At 42.8% G+C, this 18,020-nt stretch carries 19 protein-coding genes; 10 read left to right on the top strand and 9 right to left on the bottom strand.

Annotated elements, in window-relative coordinates:
* The first annotated feature begins 24 nt into the window (after window positions 1-24).
* Window positions 25-1,173, top strand: coding sequence for a tetratricopeptide repeat protein (locus BW976_RS18700; protein WP_076375236.1), 1,149 nt, complete (start codon window positions 25-27; stop codon window positions 1,171-1,173).
* On the opposite strand, the gene BW976_RS18705 is transcribed toward BW976_RS18700, so the two are convergent.
* Together BW976_RS18705 and BW976_RS18710 are read right to left on the bottom strand one after the other, a co-directional pair.
* On the bottom strand, window positions 1,170-1,754 hold the full coding sequence (locus BW976_RS18705; protein WP_076375238.1) for a riboflavin synthase: 585 nt from the start codon (window positions 1,752-1,754) through the stop codon (window positions 1,170-1,172). The two genes, BW976_RS18700 and BW976_RS18705, sit on opposite strands and share 4 nt — an antisense overlap.
* 245 nt (window positions 1,755-1,999) lie before the next feature.
* Window positions 2,000-2,497, bottom strand: a complete 498-nt coding sequence (locus tag BW976_RS18710; RefSeq protein ID WP_175614137.1) for an SRPBCC family protein — start codon at window positions 2,495-2,497, stop codon at window positions 2,000-2,002.
* Window positions 2,498-2,574: 77 nt separating this feature from the next.
* On the opposite strand from BW976_RS18710, the gene BW976_RS18715 reads away from it, so the two are divergent.
* The 6 genes from BW976_RS18715 to BW976_RS18740 all read left to right on the top strand — a co-directional run bounded on the left by BW976_RS18715 (window position 2,575) and on the right by BW976_RS18740 (window position 6,946).
* Window positions 2,575-3,036 carry an NUDIX hydrolase gene (locus BW976_RS18715; RefSeq protein ID WP_076375242.1) on the top strand — a complete coding sequence of 154 codons (462 nt, stop codon included), beginning with the start codon at window positions 2,575-2,577 and terminating at the stop codon, window positions 3,034-3,036.
* Between the two features lie 181 nt (window positions 3,037-3,217).
* Complete coding sequence (locus tag BW976_RS18720) at window positions 3,218-4,192, top strand: ABC transporter substrate-binding protein (RefSeq protein WP_076375244.1); 975 nt, start codon at window positions 3,218-3,220, stop codon at window positions 4,190-4,192.
* Window positions 4,193-5,062 (top strand): ABC transporter permease, encoded by an 870-nt coding sequence (locus tag BW976_RS18725; RefSeq protein WP_076375246.1) that lies wholly within the window; start codon window positions 4,193-4,195, stop codon window positions 5,060-5,062.
* A complete protein-coding gene (locus BW976_RS18730; RefSeq protein ID WP_076375248.1) occupies window positions 5,059-5,808 on the top strand; it encodes an ABC transporter ATP-binding protein in 750 nt (249 codons plus the stop codon). The genes BW976_RS18725 and BW976_RS18730 overlap by 4 nt, the downstream gene beginning before the upstream one ends.
* Window positions 5,809-5,842: 34 nt before the next feature.
* A complete protein-coding gene (locus BW976_RS18735) occupies window positions 5,843-6,085 on the top strand; it encodes a hypothetical protein (protein ID WP_139332342.1) in 243 nt (80 codons plus the stop codon).
* Window positions 6,086-6,424: 339 nt separating this feature from the next.
* Entirely contained in the window at window positions 6,425-6,946 is a 522-nt protein-coding gene (locus BW976_RS18740; RefSeq protein ID WP_076375252.1) for a tetratricopeptide repeat protein, read from the top strand.
* A 158-nt stretch (window positions 6,947-7,104) separates the two neighbouring features.
* On the opposite strand, the gene BW976_RS18745 is transcribed toward BW976_RS18740, so the two are convergent.
* Both BW976_RS18745 and BW976_RS18750 read right to left on the bottom strand, forming a co-directional pair.
* Window positions 7,105-7,566, bottom strand: coding sequence for a c-type cytochrome (locus BW976_RS18745; RefSeq protein WP_076375254.1), 462 nt, complete (start codon window positions 7,564-7,566; stop codon window positions 7,105-7,107).
* Window positions 7,566-8,879, bottom strand: coding sequence for a PQQ-dependent sugar dehydrogenase (locus BW976_RS18750; RefSeq protein ID WP_076375256.1), 1,314 nt, complete (start codon window positions 8,877-8,879; stop codon window positions 7,566-7,568). Before BW976_RS18750 ends, BW976_RS18745 begins: the two co-directional genes overlap by 1 nt.
* A gap of 285 nt (window positions 8,880-9,164) precedes the next feature.
* On the opposite strand from BW976_RS18750, the gene BW976_RS18755 reads away from it, so the two are divergent.
* The 3 genes from BW976_RS18755 to BW976_RS18765 all read left to right on the top strand — a co-directional run bounded on the left by BW976_RS18755 (window position 9,165) and on the right by BW976_RS18765 (window position 12,527).
* Window positions 9,165-9,962 (top strand): hypothetical protein, encoded by a 798-nt coding sequence (locus BW976_RS18755; protein WP_076375258.1) that lies wholly within the window; start codon window positions 9,165-9,167, stop codon window positions 9,960-9,962.
* Between the two features lie 222 nt (window positions 9,963-10,184).
* Window positions 10,185-11,198, top strand: coding sequence for a LacI family DNA-binding transcriptional regulator (locus BW976_RS18760; RefSeq protein ID WP_076375260.1), 1,014 nt, complete (start codon window positions 10,185-10,187; stop codon window positions 11,196-11,198).
* Between the two features lie 45 nt (window positions 11,199-11,243).
* Window positions 11,244-12,527, top strand: coding sequence for a serine hydrolase domain-containing protein (locus BW976_RS18765; protein ID WP_217696279.1), 1,284 nt, complete (start codon window positions 11,244-11,246; stop codon window positions 12,525-12,527).
* A gap of 5 nt (window positions 12,528-12,532) precedes the next feature.
* Here the strand turns inward: BW976_RS18765 and BW976_RS18770 are convergent, their stop codons facing one another.
* From BW976_RS18770 to BW976_RS18790, 5 genes are all read right to left on the bottom strand, one after another.
* Entirely contained in the window at window positions 12,533-13,243 is a 711-nt protein-coding gene (locus BW976_RS18770; protein ID WP_245834738.1) for an arylesterase, read from the bottom strand.
* Window positions 13,218-15,776 carry an ABC transporter permease gene (locus tag BW976_RS18775; RefSeq protein ID WP_076375264.1) on the bottom strand — a complete coding sequence of 853 codons (2,559 nt, stop codon included), beginning with the start codon at window positions 15,774-15,776 and terminating at the stop codon, window positions 13,218-13,220. The genes BW976_RS18770 and BW976_RS18775 overlap by 26 nt, the downstream gene beginning before the upstream one ends.
* 5 nt (window positions 15,777-15,781) lie before the next feature.
* Complete coding sequence (locus BW976_RS18780) at window positions 15,782-16,471, bottom strand: ABC transporter ATP-binding protein (RefSeq protein WP_076375266.1); 690 nt, start codon at window positions 16,469-16,471, stop codon at window positions 15,782-15,784.
* Between the two features lie 134 nt (window positions 16,472-16,605).
* Complete coding sequence (locus BW976_RS18785; protein WP_076375268.1) at window positions 16,606-17,205, bottom strand: GNAT family N-acetyltransferase; 600 nt, start codon at window positions 17,203-17,205, stop codon at window positions 16,606-16,608.
* A 56-nt stretch (window positions 17,206-17,261) separates the two neighbouring features.
* Window positions 17,262-17,879 carry a MarR family winged helix-turn-helix transcriptional regulator gene (locus tag BW976_RS18790; RefSeq protein ID WP_076375270.1) on the bottom strand — a complete coding sequence of 206 codons (618 nt, stop codon included), beginning with the start codon at window positions 17,877-17,879 and terminating at the stop codon, window positions 17,262-17,264.
* Window positions 17,880-18,020 lie beyond the last annotated feature (141 nt).

The following is an 18,020-nucleotide window of genomic DNA, read 5'->3' on the forward strand; positions in this document are numbered from 1 at the left end:
GTTTAAAACTAAAACATTAGTTATATGAAAAGTCTTGCACTATCAGTTTTGCTTGTTTTTTATTTGTCGGTATCGGTAAAGGCACAGCAACAACCGGCTGTAAATGACTCTTTGCTGCTTGATTATTACCAGAATCAGCGCTTTGCCGAGGCCGCTGATTATCTCAAAAAAACATACCCCGAACCGGTAAGCAATATCCGTGTGCTGGGCAAATTGGCGTATACCTCACAAATGGCTGGTCGGCTGCCTGACGCAGAAGGGTACTATCAGCGTATATACAATGCCGACTCTACCAATACTGTGGCCTTGTTTAGCTTGGGCGCTATTAACCTGCGCAGGGGTAATAATGTAAAAGCCGAAACTTATTACGAAATGATAGCTCAAAAGGATAGCACCAATTTCCTGGTGTACAAGCAGCTGGGTAAAATTGCCAGCGATAAAGCCGATTTTGGCAGTATGATCTACTATTTACAGAAAGCCAATAAACTGAATCCGGCCGAACCCGATGTGGCCTCCGATTTGAGCGATCAGTATGTAAACCTGAAGCAATACCCCGTGGCCGAAAGGGTGCTGAACGGTGCCATTGCTAAGGATCCCGAAAATATGATCTTACTGCAAAGTTTGCTCAAGCTGGTTTCATCTCAGGATAAATTCGAAGAAACTAAAAACACCTGTTTAAAACTAATAGACCTGGGTAACCGTTCGGGGTATGTGTTAACCAAGCTGGGGGTGGCTTATTATAATCTTAAAAACTATGCTTGCAGCGTGGAAACCTTTGCCGATCTCAGCATGATGGAACAGACAGAAACCAGTTTTTATGTAGCTGCACTGGCTTACAAAGCGCTTAAAGATCAGCCTAAGGCTATACAGAGTTTGGATAATGCCATTAAAGAGGGGATATCCTCCAATGTTGGGGATTATTATGCGGAAATGGCCGATAGCTACGAGGTGCGCAAGAAATATCAGAAGGCGGTTTGGGCCTATCAAAAAGCCATTCAGTTTTCTGAAAAACCAATACTGTATTATATGCTGGCATCAGTTTATGATACCGACCTGAAAAACAAGCAACTTGCTTTAAAGTACTATAAGAAATATACCAACAGCAAACCGCCCGAAAAGCAACAGAAATATGTAGTCTATTCCAAATCGAGATTAGACGAACTGGCCCGTTAACACTGCATCAACCGGGCTACGTATTTACCAATGATATCAAACTCCAGGTTCACTATCGAGCCTTCACGGACGTTATGCAGGTTGGTATGCTCAAAGGTGTAGGGAATAATAGCTACCGAAAAGCTGTTGGCTTTGGAATTAACCACAGTTAAACTGATGCCGTTAACACAGATAGATCCTTTTTCGACAGTGACATTGCCGATGGAAGCATCATATTCAAAAGTATACTCCCAGCTGCCGTCGAGCTCCTTAAAGGCCATGCAAACGGCGGTTTGGTCAACATGCCCCTGAACGATATGGCCATCGAGGCGGGCGTTCATTTGCATGCAGCGTTCCAGATTTACAGGTTCGCCCACTTTCAGATGACTTAGACTGCTTTTGTTTAGCGTTTCTTCAATGGCGGTAACCACATGCAGGCCATCGGCCAGCGCTACCACTGTTAAACAAACCCCGTTATGCGCTACCGACTGATCGATCTTTAATTCATGCGAAATAGCCGATTCAATAGTGATATGTAAATTACCCTGCTCTTGCTGCAGATCGGTCACTTTACCCAAAGTTTCTATAATTCCTGTAAACATATGGCCTCCAATCCCCGCCAGCAGGCGTAGGAGTTTTTTTGATGAACGTCAAAGCTAAAGAATATTATAGATGTTTTTTGTCAGAGAAAAATGAAAAAACGATAAGCCTCTTAGTTTATCATTCTGAGGAACGAAGGACCTATTAATAGACTACGCATATTGAATAATAGATGCTTCACTCCGTTCAGCATGACAAATTAAAAAGAAATAATCCTGTCAATCCTCTTAATTAAGGTTCATACAAATTATTTAAAACTGGTAGATACATCCACCCTTTTATTCCGAAGATCTTTCCCACCCTCAATTACCGATTTTAGGTTGGTGAGGTAAAAAGTCCAGCCAAGCTGGCATTGCACATATAGGTTTTTTGCCGGATCATCCTCCATGGGGATGTTTTCCTGGGTAAGCTCAATAAGGGTGAGGCCATATTTGTTCTGGATATCGATGGTGACAATACTGCCGCCGGTAAAGGTGAATTTGAGCAGGTCGGAGCCGTTGTTTTCCAATACCTGGCCATTCTCAACAGCATTGTCGTCAAAGCCATGCCAGTACCAGGAGTAGGTATCTTCCTTGCTGATGAATTCGTCTTTTTCGCGCTGGCGGCCAACTATGGTAAAAAAATCAGCCTGGCGTAAAAACCAGCTTTCGAGCCCGGCAGGAGTGGCCCATGCCTCATAAATATTACGAACGTTGGTATTAAAATCGGCGGTCAGTTTAAAGTTTGTCCAGCGGTTATCAGTCATATATATAATAACATTGTTTGATATAAAAATAATCATAATACCTTACCCTTTTATTAACTTGCTTTTAAATATTAACCATGGCTAAACAAAGCGCCGGAATACTATTATATCGAAAAACTGAAGGTAAATTACAGGTTTTCCTGGTGCATCCAGGTGGCCCGTTCTTTAAAAATAAAGATGAGGGCAACTGGTCGATCCCTAAAGGTGAATTTTTAGATGAGGAGGATCCGCTGGAAGCTGCAAAACGCGAATTTAAGGAAGAAACCGGGCAGGCCATCGCGGGTAAATTCATCCTTTTAAACCCGATCACGCAAAAGAGCGGTAAAAAAGTACATGCCTGGGCTGTAGAAGGTGATATGGATCATTTGAGCATCAAAAGTAATCAGTTTGAAATGGAATGGCCGCCACGTTCGGGCAAACAGCAATCATTCCCTGAAGTGGATAGGGCAGAATGGTTCGATATGGACATAGCGAAAGTAAAGATCAACCCGGCGCAGGCAGGATTTATTGAGGAGTTGGTTGAGACTATAGGACTATAGGATGATAGGACTTTGGGACTATGTGATTCTTGGATGAAGAACTGTTGATGATCGGGCTTGTCTCAAAGTCCCACAATCTCAAAGTCCCCAAGTTCCATCATCTCAAAATCCCTTTGTAAAACTAATTTCACCTTTTGCCGTTCTGCTTTTACCTTTATGGGCAATTATATAACTTAGTAAAATGAAGTTTTTTAAATATCTACCTATAGCTTTTTTATTGATCGCGATTGCATCGTGCAAACCCAAACCTAAATCTGTCAGTATTCCTGTGGTGGGTTTTGTAGATGCTTTTGAGGATGCAACCATATCTCAGGCGCGCACCGGTTTTACCGATGCTTTGAAAAAAGAGGGCTTTAGCGAAGCTAAAAAAACAGTGCAGATAGAATACAGCAACGCACAAGGCAATATTCCTACACTAACCCAGATCGTTAATCATTTTGTTTCCGAAAATGTTGATCTGCTGGCTACCTGTACAACCTTATCTACCGTTACCGCCATACAAAAAACTAAAACCATACCTATTTTTGCCATGGTATCGCCTGTGCCAGAGCGAATGCATGTGCTTGATGCCAGCGGTAAAGCCCCGGCTAATCTTTTTGGTGCATTAGAAGATCTGAACTATATTGATACTTCATTTGCCATTATCCCTAAATTGCTGAAACCCAAAGGTGCAAAGCTGGTGATCGGGATGATCTATAATCAATCAGAGCCACAATCTACAGACGCGCTAAACCGCATCAAATCACTGGCCGAAAAGCAAAATATAACCATTGTGGCTTTACCGCTAAATTCTTCGGCCGATGCGCAACTGGTTACCCAATCGCTGCTGAATAAAAATATCGACGCCTTTTTTGCTAACCCGGATAATACCGTTTTTGCATCATTTGAGACCATTTTGAAAAGCTGCAACCAAAAAAATGTACCCATATTTACCAGCGAGGCTGGCCTGGTACAACGCGGTGCCGTAGCTGCTTTTGGCGCCGATATTTACCAATGGGGTTACCAGGCGGGTGAGCAGGCCGCTTACTTCCTGAAAAACCATAAAACCGATGGCCTGGCGCCTCAGATGGTGAAGATCAGGAAACGGGTGTATAACCCAGCCGCTGCCAAAAAATATAACATTACGGTGCCTTCAAATTTTGAGGCTGTTAAATAAATGGATTTTTATCTTACTACGGTAACATTGGGGCTTTGCTATTCGGCTTTGGCGCTGGGTATTTATATCTCCATGAAGATCTTTAATATCCCGGATATCACCACCGATGGCAGTTATACGCTGGGTGGCGCGGTTACGGCAATGATGCTGACGCACCATCAGTCGCCCTATATTATTTTACCTGCGGTGATTGTAGCCGGTGGTATAGCTGGCGCCTTAACCGGGTTGATCCATACCAAGCTTAAAATAAACGCTTTACTGGCTGGTATCCTGGTCATGACGGCCCTGTTTTCGGTAAACCTCACCATCATGGGGCGTTCCAATATACCGCTGAGTAATCTGCCATCGTTGTTCTCGTTGGTACAGGTGGTGGCCGACCCTAACCAGAATACGTTTTGGATATTATTGGTATTTGTTATCCTGATCACTTTTTTGATCGGGTACCTGCTCAAAACAGATTTTGGGATAGCCATGCGGGCAACAGGCAACAGCGAATCTATGATTAGGGCGCTAGGGGTTAATACCGATAGAATGAAGATCAGCGGTTTGGCATTGGCCAATGCCTTGACAGCTTTGAGCGGCTACTTTTTTGTACAATCGCAGGATTTTGCCGATATTAACATGGGCATAGGCATCGTAATTGTAGGTCTGGGTTCGGTGATTATTGCCGAGTCACTGATCAACTGGCTGCGTATCACCAGCGTTTGGCTCAGTTTGGTTCTGGTGCTGGGTGGAGCTATAGTATTTCAACTGGTATTGGCGGTTACGCTGGCTATAGGTGTAGACCCGAATATGCTTAAAATAGTTACCGCCGTTTTTGTATTGCTGATCGTTAGTTTACCCCGTTTATCATTACTCCGGTCATCATGATAGCTATAAACGACATACACAAGACCTTTAACAAGGGTAAGGCTAATCAGGTTAATGCGGTTAATGGCATCAGCCTGCATATTGCGGAAGAGGAGTTCCTGGTGATTGTGGGTTCCAATGGGTCGGGTAAAACCACTTTGCTTAACCTGGTAGCCGGAAGTGTGTTCCCAGATACGGGTAGTATCAGCATAGACGAAAATAACGTGAGTAAACTGCCCGATTACCACCGCAGCCAATGGATAGCCCGGGTGTTTCAAAACCCGGTGAGCGGTACAGCATCTGACCTGAGTATTCTGGATAACTTCAGACTGGCAGCTATCCGCACTAAGGCCAAAGGCTTATCCATCGGTATCAATGATAAATTCAAACAGCAGGTTAAGGAAAAAATAGCCACGCTGGGCATGGGCTTGGAAAACAAGGTAGAGCAATCTATGGGGACGCTCTCGGGCGGACAGCGTCAGGCTTTAACGCTGCTGATGAGTGTGATGGATAGCTGTAAAGTATTGTTGCTGGATGAACCTACCGCAGCGCTCGATCCGCGCTCGGCAGAGGTAGTAATGCGTACGGCTGATAAACTGATCACTGATTTTAAGTTGACTGCCATCCTGATCACCCATAACCTCAAGGATGCCTATAATTATGGTACACGGATTATGCAAATGAGTGAAGGGCTGGTATTGCGCGATCTGAACAACAAACAAAAGTCAGATTTAAAGCAAAATGATCTTTTTGATTGGTTTGGTTAAAAAATGGCAAAGTAATTGTATAGTGTTGTGCACTATGAAGATTAATAATTTTGAACCCATACTCGATGCTTACCAGTTGGTAAGAGGAGCCAAGATAAAAGGAAAAAAACAAGACGAAATATTTGAGCTAGGCATATACGATGCGTTGAAAAGAGGGTACACCCTGTATCCTTTAGAGCATGGCGTAAAATATGATGATTTCAGCGTGATCATATCGGAAAAAGAATTAAAGAATAACTTTTTGATCGAAGGTGCTAAAGCTGCAATAGCTGCTTAAGATGTTTGAATTTGGGGGAGACACATGTGATGTGTCTCTACGTTTTTATTTTTTTCATGTAGAGACGCATCGCATGCGTCTAATATATCGCATTTACCTCCTATTTTGCAATTTCAATCAATAAGTGTAATTTTGTAAAAAAATAAATGATGCTGTTTAATAATTCATTCTGCTTAAAAAATATGATGTGGCCCATGGTGGCCCGGCAGAAGGGTTGTGCATCAATGATACTCTTCTCCAGTCCGTTTTAGAAAATACTATTGCCACGGACAGAATTTATTACATCATTATTTATTCAATTTATGCTTGCTGCAAGTAAGCTTTTGCAATTTTAAATTTATGAACACTTATTATACTATCGAAGAGAAGTATCTACAGGCCATCGATAAAATATCATACGGGAAAACACCCAAAGCGCTTAAATTACTGAACGAAATCATCAGCAACGATCCATTATATGCACGTGCCCATCACCAGTTGGGGATGATATACTATTACGAGATTAAGGATTACCAAACCGCGGGTTACCATTTCAAAACCTGTATGGAGCTGGAGCCAGCCTTCCCGGATAACTATAGCCATTATCTTGATCTGCTTGTTTTTTTGAACATGGAGAAACTGGTGCATGCCATATCAACCAAAGCTTTAAACACACAAGGTGTTGACGCTGCTGGTATATATGATCTGCTCGGGCTGTTCTATGAAAAGAGCAAGCAGTGGACAAAAGCCCTGGAAGCTTATCAGAAAGCCTTCATGGAGGTAACCGAAAATAACGAAAAGGTGGATATTGAACTGAGTCTGAAACGGGTAAAGTCAAAGATGAAGCAAACTTTGGCTTATACTTACCAGATAACGGAATAAAAGCCATCCCGACCAAATCCACGCGTCATTGCGAGGTACGAAGCAATCCCTAACTATACAGAGCCGATCTGCAAATCGGGGATTACTTTGTACCTCGCAATGACGCGTTTTATTAAAACAACAAAAGCGGGGTATAACCGCTTTTGTTGTTTTAGTGTTTAGCTCTTTTTATTAGTCGCTCTTACGGCTTTTACCTGGGCCGCTGTAATGGCCGTGGCTTTGTTACCGAAACTGTTACGTACAAAGGTGAGCACATCGGCAATTTCCTGGTCTTTCAAAAAATCGTGTGAAGCCATACTATTAGAGTAGGTTTCGCCATTAATTTCCACGTCTTCGTTAAAACCGTTCAGTAAAATTTTGATGAGCTTGGTTTTATCGCCTAAAACATAGGTTGTTTTAACCAACGGTGGATTCATGTGTGGTACACCCAAAGCATCGGCCTGGTGGCATGATACACAATATTGCGTAAATACCTTCTGACCGGCTGCGATGGAGGCTTTTAAGCCTACGGGAGTATGTTTTACAGGAGTTTTGGCCCTATGTTTTGTTTGAGCCTGAAGGCCGGTTACTGTAAATAATACAGATACAAATATGATGAGCGGGGCTTTTTTAAAGTCCATTATTTTTTATAGGTTATTTTGTAAATAGTTCCCTGGTTATCGTCGGTTATATAAAGTGAGCCATCCGGACCTTGTGCTAATCCGCATGGGCGGTGCTCTGCACGACCTGATGCTGTTTGTGCCGCGGTACCTGCAAAACCATCGGCAAATACTTCCCATTCGCCGCTTGGCTTGCCATCTTTAAATGGTTGAAACACCACGAAATAGCCAGCCTGTGGTTCAGGGGCACGGTTCCAGGAACCATGGAATGCAATAAAAGCGCCGTTCTTGTATTTTTCGGGGAATTGATTACCAGTATAAAACAACAGGCCATTAGGGGCAAGGTGACCTGGGAAAGCAACAACTGGGTCGATAGCACCTTGGCCGCCTTCTTTTTTGCCATCTCCGCCATATTCGGGCATTAATATTTTTTTGTGCTGTTCCTGGTCGTAGTACATATAAGGCCAACCGGCGTTATCCCCTTTTTTAATGGCATACATACATTCGGCCGGCAAAATGGCCGATTGTTTGGTGGTATACATATCAGGGAAAAGATCATGTAACTGATCGCGGCCATGTTGCATCACATATAGCTGGTTGTTTTGTTGGTTCCAATCGAAGCCAACCACGTTGCGAAGCCCTGTAGCATAACGAACACCATCGCCATAGTGTTGGTTCAGCTTGTCGGCTTTGAATTGCCAGATACCGCCCGCAGAATCTAAAATAGGGCAGCCTTTTTGACCTGGTGAACCTTTTTTGCGGTCCTGTTCCTGGCATGAGTTGGAGTAAGCGCCAATGTTTACGTACAGGTTGCCATCGTTATCCAGGGTAATGGCCTTAGCTTCATGCTCGCGACGACTTAGCAAACCGGTAACAATTTTTTCAGGTTGATCTGGATTGATCACTTCGTTTTGAGCGTTCAGTTTATAACGGAAAACTTCCTCGTCAGATGAAGCATACAGATAACCGTTTTTAACGTATACACCTGTACCGCCAAAGGTTCCAAAACCTGTTTTTACCGTAGCTTGATCACCCTCCTGGTGCAGGAACAAAATGCCCTTGCCATTTTTGGCGCGATTCAATTTAACATAGATATCGCCTTGTGGGGTTACCGCTATTTCACGGGTACCACCTAATTTATCGGCAATAACTGCGGCGTTAAACCCTGCTGGTAGCTTTAGCCCGGCTCCGCCATCAGTAGTTGGAGTGATTGTAGCAGCGACTGAATCTTTATCGTTATTGGTTGATTCGCCGCTTTTACAGGCATTAAATAATATGAACCCGGCTATTGCAGCAACAGGCAGCAATGCTGAAAATAATTTTCTGTTCTTCATGGCAATTGATTAATGGTTATCAAATTAAATAAATATACGGGGAATACCAAAATCTGTTTTGTTTAATGCTATGACAGAAGCTGCTTTATTTCAGCAATATCCGCTATCAAGCGTGCTATATTTTACCTGCTGTTATGGGTATGCTTGTGTTTCTGAAATTAAATTCCGTCAAATATTTATAAATAAAAATTAAATTCTGATTTATAGCTGTTTGATTATGGGTATGAAATATCGGTTAAACCATTGTCATTGGTTATCGTCCTAACTACATAAAATTTAACAACCATGAAGAAGTTAATCATATTATCAGCCATAGCAGCAAGCGGGTTATTTTATACCAAAACCGCCAATGCACAAATATCTATCCACCTGGGTTTTAATATACCAGTACGCCAGCCAGAACCAGTTGTTGTGCAAGAGACACCGGTTTATGATGATGATAATGTACCAGCCGACTACAACGATGATTACTACTATCTACCCGAAGTTGAGGCTTACTATTGTGTGCCAAGGCATTGCTATTATTATAACGACGGTAGCTCATGGGTAAGCGCAGCTTATTTGCCAGGCGCGTATCGTAACTATAACTGGCGTACTGCTGTAAGATATGAAGTACGTGCTCCAAGACCATATATGCGTAATGATTTTTACAGGTCAAGGTGGGGTGGTTATGCTGGTGACCGGGCCAACTGGGGCCATCGTTTTGACAACAGGTATACTGGTGGTTACGCCTACTCCAACCGTGATAACCACGGATGGGGCAGAGGTGATTATGGTCGCGGTAACTGGGGCGGCAGATCAAATCAGTACGATAACCGTGGATGGAACAGAGATAACCATGATCGCGGTAACTGGGGCGGTAATCAAAACCAGAATGACAACCGTGGATGGAACAGGGATAACCACGATCGTGGCAACTGGGGCGGTAATCAAAACCAGAATGACAACCGTGGATGGAACAGGGATAACCACGATCGTGGCAACTGGGGTGGTCAACGTTCAGATAACCGTAACAATGATAACCGTGGAGGTAACAATGGCCAACGCTTTGCCGAAAACAGAGGTTATGCCACACGTCAATAAAATGATAGGCTTACAAATATGAATATTTAATTCTCAATATATTTTAAATAAAAGAATCGCCTGTAAGGGGCGATTCTTTTTGTTTTAGACCTGACCGGATAAAAGAACTACCTAAAATAACTCGATTTAGCATTTATTTATGCCTATAGCTAACTTATCATACTAAAGGCTCTTTTGTGTTATTATTTATGTTATATATTTGGATAAACAACACTAAAAAACTTGAAGAAGAAATTATCTATCGTTGATATTGCCAACAGCCTGAACATATCTAAAACCACTGTATCCTTTATTCTGAATGGACGGGCGCGCGAAAAACGGATAAGTGAAGAGTTGGTTGAACGTGTTTTAAAATATGTAAAAGAAGTTGGCTATAAGCCAAACTCACTGGCAAAAAGCCTGCGCACAGGTAAATCAAACATTATAGGTTTATTGGTGCAGGATATCTCCAATAACTTTTTTGCTACCATAGCCCGTCAAATTGAGGATAGAGCATACAAAAACGGTTATAAAATTATTTATAGCAGTACCGATAACGATACCCAAAAAACCCAGGAGCTGATAGCCATGTTTCGCGACAGGCATGTTGACGGATATATCATCGTTCCGCCGGAAGGAATTGAGGAAGACATCAGCAGCCTGATCAAAGATGGATTACCCGTGGTATTGTTTGACAGGTATTTACCGGGAGTAGAGACCGATTACGTGGTGGTTGATAATTTGTTCAGTACTTATAATGCAACCCGGTACCTTATTGATAAGGGTTATAAAAATATTGCCTTCATCAGTTTTAATAACCAGCAAACACAGATGGCCGATAGGCTTAGCGGCTATAATAAAGCCATGACCCAGAGTAAACTTACAACCAGTATTAAGGAGGTTGATTTTTACCAGGATGAAAAACTGATGACCGAGCCGATTATGGCTTTTCTGAATGAACATCCCGAAACAGATGCAATCTTGTTTGGTAATAATCATTTAGGAACCTGCGGACTTAAAGTGCTTAAAAAACTGGATAAAAAAGTACCGGAAGATATTGCCCTGATCTGTTTTGATGATTACGAGGTTTTTGAACTCTGCAACCCACCACTAACAGCAATAGCACAACCTATTGACGCCATTGCAGATAAGGTGATCACCCTATTGCTTAACAGGCTCAATACTTCTGTAGAGAATGGTGTAAAGCAGCAAGTGATATTAACCACCGATCTGCGAATCAGAAAATCAACCAAATAAAACACTGCATCAATGATATAGGGGTAAGGTGTTATTTAATTATCGATGATGAAAAAGATCTTACTGCTTTTATTATTTGTTAGTACTGGTTTTGGCACCTGGGCACAAGGCGTTACCTTACAGGTTGGCAACCCGGCATCAGAAAAGTTTTCTGTTGAAAGATTACAGCGAATTGATCATCTGATAGAATCTAATATCGATTCAGGATACATCAACGGAGCGGTTGGCTTCATAGCCAGGAATGGTAAAATTGTGTACCACAAATCATTCGGCATTGCCGATGTGGAGCAAAAAAAGCTGATGGATAATGATAACATATTCCGCATAGCTTCACAAACTAAGGCTATTACCAGCGTTGCGGTTATGATGTTATTTGAGGAAGGGAAATTTTTACTGGACGAGCCTATTTCTAAATATATTCCAGCATTTGCCCACCCTAAAGTGATTGATCTGTATAATGAAAAAGATACCACTTACACTACGGTGCCCGCCAAACGCGAAATAACCATCCGTGACCTGCTTACTCATACCTCCGGTATCGAGTATGCGCAGATCGGTTCGCCCAGGATGAATGCCATTTATGCCAAATCGAAAATACCCGGCGGCTTTGTGGCCGACAAGATACGTTTGGCCGATGCGATGGACAGATTGGGTAAATTACCCTTAACCCATCAACCCGGTGAAAAATGGACCTATGGTTTAAACATAGATGTGCTGGGCTACCTGGTTGAAAAAGTATCGGGGAAAACGTTAGATCAGTTTTTTAAAGAGCGCATCTTTGATCCGCTGGGGATGAAAGATACTTATTTTTATATACCGGCCGCTAAGCAGAACAGGTTGGTAGCGGTATATACCCCCGATAAACAAGGCCACCTGGTAAAATGGAGTGCATCCACACTTCCCGGAATAGATTTTGATTACCCGAAAGCTACAGGCACTTATTTTTCTGGAGGAGCAGGTTTAAGCTCTACCATTAAGGATTACGCCACCTTTTTGCAAATGATGCTGAACGGAGGAATCTACAACGGACAACGACTATTGGCCCGGCACACGGTTGAAATGATGACCGAAAACCAGATAGGCGATCTGTATATTAACGCTGATAAGGATAAATTTGGTTTGGGCTTTGGCATCACTACTCCGGCAAGCTCAGCTAAATTGGGTATAAGTCCCGGTTCATTTGCCTGGGGCGGCTTTTATGGAACCTTGTATTGGGTTGATCCCAAAGAACACTTGGTTTGCTTGCTTTTTATACAGAACTGGCCTTTGCCGCATTATGCTATACAGGATAAGTTCCGTGCACTGGTTTACCAGGCTTTGGCAGATTAATCAGCTTATAGAACGCCTTTTAAAACACCCCAAACATTATTGGCCACTATTTTGGCTCCTTGTGCTGTAGGATGAATGCCATCTGCTTGATTTAGTGCAGGTATGCCGCCTACACCCTGTAAAAGGAAAGGTACCAGTTGCGTATGATTTTTGGCTGCCAGGTCAGGAAAAATAGCTTTGAATTTATTGACATAGTCGGCACCCATATTGGGTGGAACCTGCATGCCCAACAGTACAATTTTTACCTCCGGATATTTAGCCTTTACCTTGTCAATAATGCTCTGTAGGTTTTTGTTGGTTTCATTCACCGGGATACCACGTAAACCGTCATTAGCGCCAAGCTCCAGTATAAAAACATCAACCTTTTGTTTCAGCAACCAGTCTAGGCGCGCATTACCGCCGGCAGTAGTCTCGCCGCTTAAACCCGCGTTAATCACTTTGTAAGGCAATTTCAGAGAATCTATCTTATCCTTAATCACACCCGGGAAAGCCTCGGACGGGTCATCCAGACCATAACCCGCGGTCAAACTATCGCCAAAAAACAAAACGGTTTTTGATGATGTACTGTCCGGTTGTGCTGCTATGATGCTTTTAGCCTCTTCATCAGTTGCTGGCTTTTTATTTTGATTACATGCTGCGAAAATAAGCGTGGCGAGTAACAGGAACGTTAATTTGAATTTGTACATGGCATTAAGCGTTATTACGTAATATTTCAAGCGGCGGTTTATTTAAAACGCCCCGGCTATTTAACAAACCAATAATAACGGTTAGTATGGATATAATGAAAAATAATATCAGCGCTGGCAGGTAATTAACGGTATATGGTATCTCAAAACTGTATTTGGCGAGTAGCCAGCTACCACCGAAAGCAATTACGATACCGGTGAGGGCCGATAAAGAGCCCAGGAACCAGTATTCCAACGCGGTAATGGCAAAAATCTGTTTGCGGCTGGCTCCTAACGTGCGCAGTAGCACACTTTCCTGTATGCGCTGGTATTTGCTGATGCGTACCGAGGCCACCAATACCACTACGCCTGTTATGATACTGAACGCGCTCATAAAACGGATCACATAACTTATTTTGCTCAATAGTTCATCCAATACGCTTAAAACCAAGCCCAGATCGATAATAGATATATTAGGGAAACTATGTACAATGGCCCGCTGAAAAGTGGCCGACACTTTATCCGACGGCACGTGGGTAAGCAATACCTGGAACTGTGGTGCATCTTCCAGAACACCTGCCGGGAAAACCACCTGGAAATTGGTTTGTACCTTGCCCCAGTTTACCTTACGCACGCTGGCTACGTATGCGGGCATTTCTACACCCTGAACATTAAAAACTATTTTGTCGCCAATTTTAAGGTTGGCACGATGGGCCAGGTTTTCTTCCACGGAAACAGGAATATCTTTACCAGGTGTTGCTTTGCCTATCCAGGTTCCATCTGTCAGTTTTTCTGATCCCGAAAGGGAGTCGCGGAAAGTAACCCGGTACTCATAAGCAAATACACCGTGCGGAATTTTGATGGTTGAATCTTTTTGCAGATCGGCAGCGGTTTTGCCATTGATCTGTTCTATCCGCAGGGTAACAATGGGAACCTGCTGTAATACCGGTAAACCTTGCTGGCGGGTTAAACGGGCAACAGAATCTTTCTGACTGTTTTGTATATCAAACAAGATCATATTGGACTGGTTGCCGCTGCTCGACAGGTTTACCTGACCAATGAGCAAGTTCTGAATCAGGAACAATATGCAAATAAACATCGTACTTAAACCTATGGATACCATAAGGATAAGTGTTTGATTATTGGGCCGGTATAAATTAGCAAAGCCTTGTCGCCACAAATAACTCCATGAACCGTTGATCAGCAATTTGGTTAAACGCATCAACAACCACGCTACCGCTGATAGTATCATAAAGGCAGCCAATATGCCCAGCGTAAAGAATAAGCTCCCTAACCAGCTATCTAACTGTAAATAAGTGAAAGTGATGATAAACAGTATAATTAACAGGTACACCAGCCAACGCAAGGGATCACGGGACAATACCGCATCATCAAAAGATAATCTGAGCGTGTTTAATGGCGATACATTACGAACTGATATCAGCGGCAGTAAAGCAAAAAGCAGCGAAATGATCACCCCTAATAAAATACCCTGTCCAATAGCCATCCAGGAGATCTGGACGGATATGGTGAACGGTATAAAATCTTTAAATATCACTGGTAGCAAATGTTGTATCGCCGTACCCAAAGCAGCTCCAACAACAGAGCCAATGAGCCCGATACCCACAATCTGAATCAGGTATATCAAGAAAGCTTCCGAAGCCTTTACTCCCAGACAGCGCATAATAGCAATAGATGCAATTTTTTCACGCACATATATATGAACCGCGCTGGCTACACCAACACAACCCAATAGCAAGGCAACAAAACCCACTAAGGATAAAAAGCGACTCAGATCGCCAAAATTACGACCTGTGTTTTCTTTCCGGCTTTCAATGGTTTCGTACCGCATACCTGCTTTATCCAGCATAGGGTCGAGCTTTTTGGTAAGCTTATCGAGGTTTATGGGTTTGGTGAATTTATAGTAAAAGCTGTAGTTTACCCGGCTGCCTATTTTTACCAGCCCGGTTTGCTCCAGGTATTGCATGGGGATATAAACCACTGGTGCTATTCCCGCTACAGCTCCCGCCTGCCCGGGAGCACGGTTCAAAATACCCGTAATTAAAAACTGGCTGTTCCCGATCTTGATGGAATCGCCCACGTGCGCGTTAAATTGCAGCATCAGGGTTTTATCAACCACCGCCATCTGGCCTTTTCTAAAGGATGTTCCTGCTTGTTCGGGTGTGGTTTCAATGGCGCCGTAGTAGGGGAAATTACCCTGTAACGCCCGTACCTGTACCAACCGTGTACCCTGGCTTTTTGGGAAATAAGCCATCGAAGCAAAGCTGCGCTCCTGTGAGCGATCATCACCCAATGAATCCAATAAGTTTTTCAGATGTACATCTGCCGGTTTATTACCCGATACAGCAAGATCGGCACCGATGAGGGTGGCTGCCTGTCCATTGATGTCATTTTGAACATTGTATTTGAATGCGTAGATAGCTACCAGCGCGGCAATACCAAATACAATGGCCGATATGAACAGGAATAACCTTGATCGGTTTTTGCGACTATCGCGCCAGGCCATATTAAACAGCCAGGGGATATTCATTTTTCGTTGATAATTAACGGGATTGGTTTCCATAAAGCCTACCCTTTAATTGTTTTTTCATCAGCTATCAGCTGTCCTCCTTTTATCCGGATAATGCGCTGCGTTTTGGCGGCCAGTTCCAGATCGTGGGTTACCAGGATAAGTGTAGTGCCGGCCTCTTTATTCAGATCAAAAAGAAGCTTAACCACTTTTTCGCTGGTTTCGGCATCCAGGTTGCCGGTGGGTTCATCGGCAAATAATATCTTAGGTGAGTTGGAAAAGGCGCGGGCCAGCGAAACACGTTGCTGCTCACCCCCTGATAATTGAGAAGGGTAGTGGTGACCGCGATCGGCCAAACCTACTTTCTCCAGCAGGTCTAATGCCCTTGCACGTATATTTTTTTCGTTACGAAGCTCTAAAGGAACCATTACATTCTCCAGGGCAGTCAGCGTAGGCAGTAATTGGAAATTTTGAAATATAAAACCTACATATTGGTTACGTACCTGGGCCCGTTGATCTTCGGTTAAATTACCCAGATTAATGCCGTTTAGTTCCACTGCGCCTGCACTGGAACGATCAAGCCCAGCGCATAAGCCCAATAAAGTAGTTTTACCGCTGCCCGAAGGGCCCACAATGGCATTAGTAGAGCCTGCAGAAATGCTGAAATTAATATGTTGAAGCACGGTGAGTGTACGCCCCGCACTTTGGTAGGTTTTGCCCAGATCTGAAATGTTGAGTATAGTTTCCAAACGGTGTCTTTTTTATGATATAGATGCACCCGGTTATCATTTGTTACCTGGTCAATTCGCATAAATACCCATGAATTATGCCGTTTGTGGTTTAAACGCTGTTGGGTTTTTATTAAATGACTTTAAAAATACAATTACAGCTTAGCTATCAGCTTTTCTTTAACCTCCTGTTGCCATTCATGTTGTAAAATGCTCAGGAGAATAGAATCGCGCCGGCTTCCATCAGGAAGGAGCAGGTGACTACGGATAATACCCTCTACCGTACAACCTATACTTTTCATGGCGGCAATACTGCGCTCATTCCGGGCATCGGCACGGAAACCAACCCGTTTCATATCCAATTCTTCAAAAGCCAGTTGCAGTAATAGAAATTTACAATGTTTGTTAAGCCCGGTTCCCCTGAATTTTTCGCCATACCAGGTATAGCCTATTTCCAGCGCCTGGTTAACCGGTTGTATATCATAAAAACGGGTACTGCCAGCATATTCCCCAGTTTTTTTATCGTATATAATAAAAGGATATTCCTTGCCCTCGAGTTTGGCTTTAAGAGCTATATCCATATAATTGCGCAAGCCATCGGCACCCTGGGCACCTACAGGTGAGTATTTCCAGGTATTGGGTTCATATAGGGCAAAAGGCAACAGGTTCTTATAATCGTCGGTAGTTAAGGGTCTGATCAGTACCCAATCGTCTTCTAAAATATAATCAGCTTCAGGCGAAAATTTTGAATTCATAGCAATTTTTGTTGAACCTAAAGTATCAAATATACAGAAGATAAGAGTTTGGAGCTCTATTGTTCCATAACCCGCTCGTACATCTGGGGGAATGGTTTGTTTTTTAATTCAACAGCTAAAGATAAGTTACGTTGTGCACAATGTTCAAGCATCTCGTTGCAATCAACTAAAATCTCATCACTTAGGTCTTTAAACATCATTTCTACCGCTTTGGTGGATATTTTATAGTACTCATGAAGTATAACTGTGCCTTTTTCGGTTATTTTGATCAGTTTGGCGCGCTTATCGTCCGGAGAGGTGCGTTCTGTTATCTTTTTCTCCCGGATGAGCTTGTTAATGATCTCCATACCGGTGGTAGTTTCGGCAAACATATCATTAATCAAATCACTTTTTTTTACTTCACCTAACTGACTCAGACTGTGCAGATAGTAAAACCCTTCGGAGGGTGGCATATCATTATAGTGAACAGCCGACCGGAAGTAGACGGAGTAGGCTTTCAAAATGCGACCAATGGTTTTAAGCAGGGTAACACCATTCATAATATGTTCATTTGTATGTTTGGGTTTGGGGCGTTGTTTTTGAAGGTAATACCGGCAAAAAGCTTCCACAGAATGTTCGCTATTGGCATCCTCAAAAGCGGTCCATTCTTCTATTAATTGCACAACTGGTTTCATATTGGTCCTATTTAGTTGTAAAATTAAAAAAATATTTCTAAAATGTTTTAATTATTCCATAATAGGAATATATTTGCATTGATGCTCCTGTATTGTAGTATTATGAAGGGGCGTAAATTATTTGCAGCATTACAAAATGTT

Source organism: Mucilaginibacter lappiensis (assembly GCF_900155965.1).
GTDB lineage: Bacteria > Bacteroidota > Bacteroidia > Sphingobacteriales > Sphingobacteriaceae > Mucilaginibacter > Mucilaginibacter lappiensis.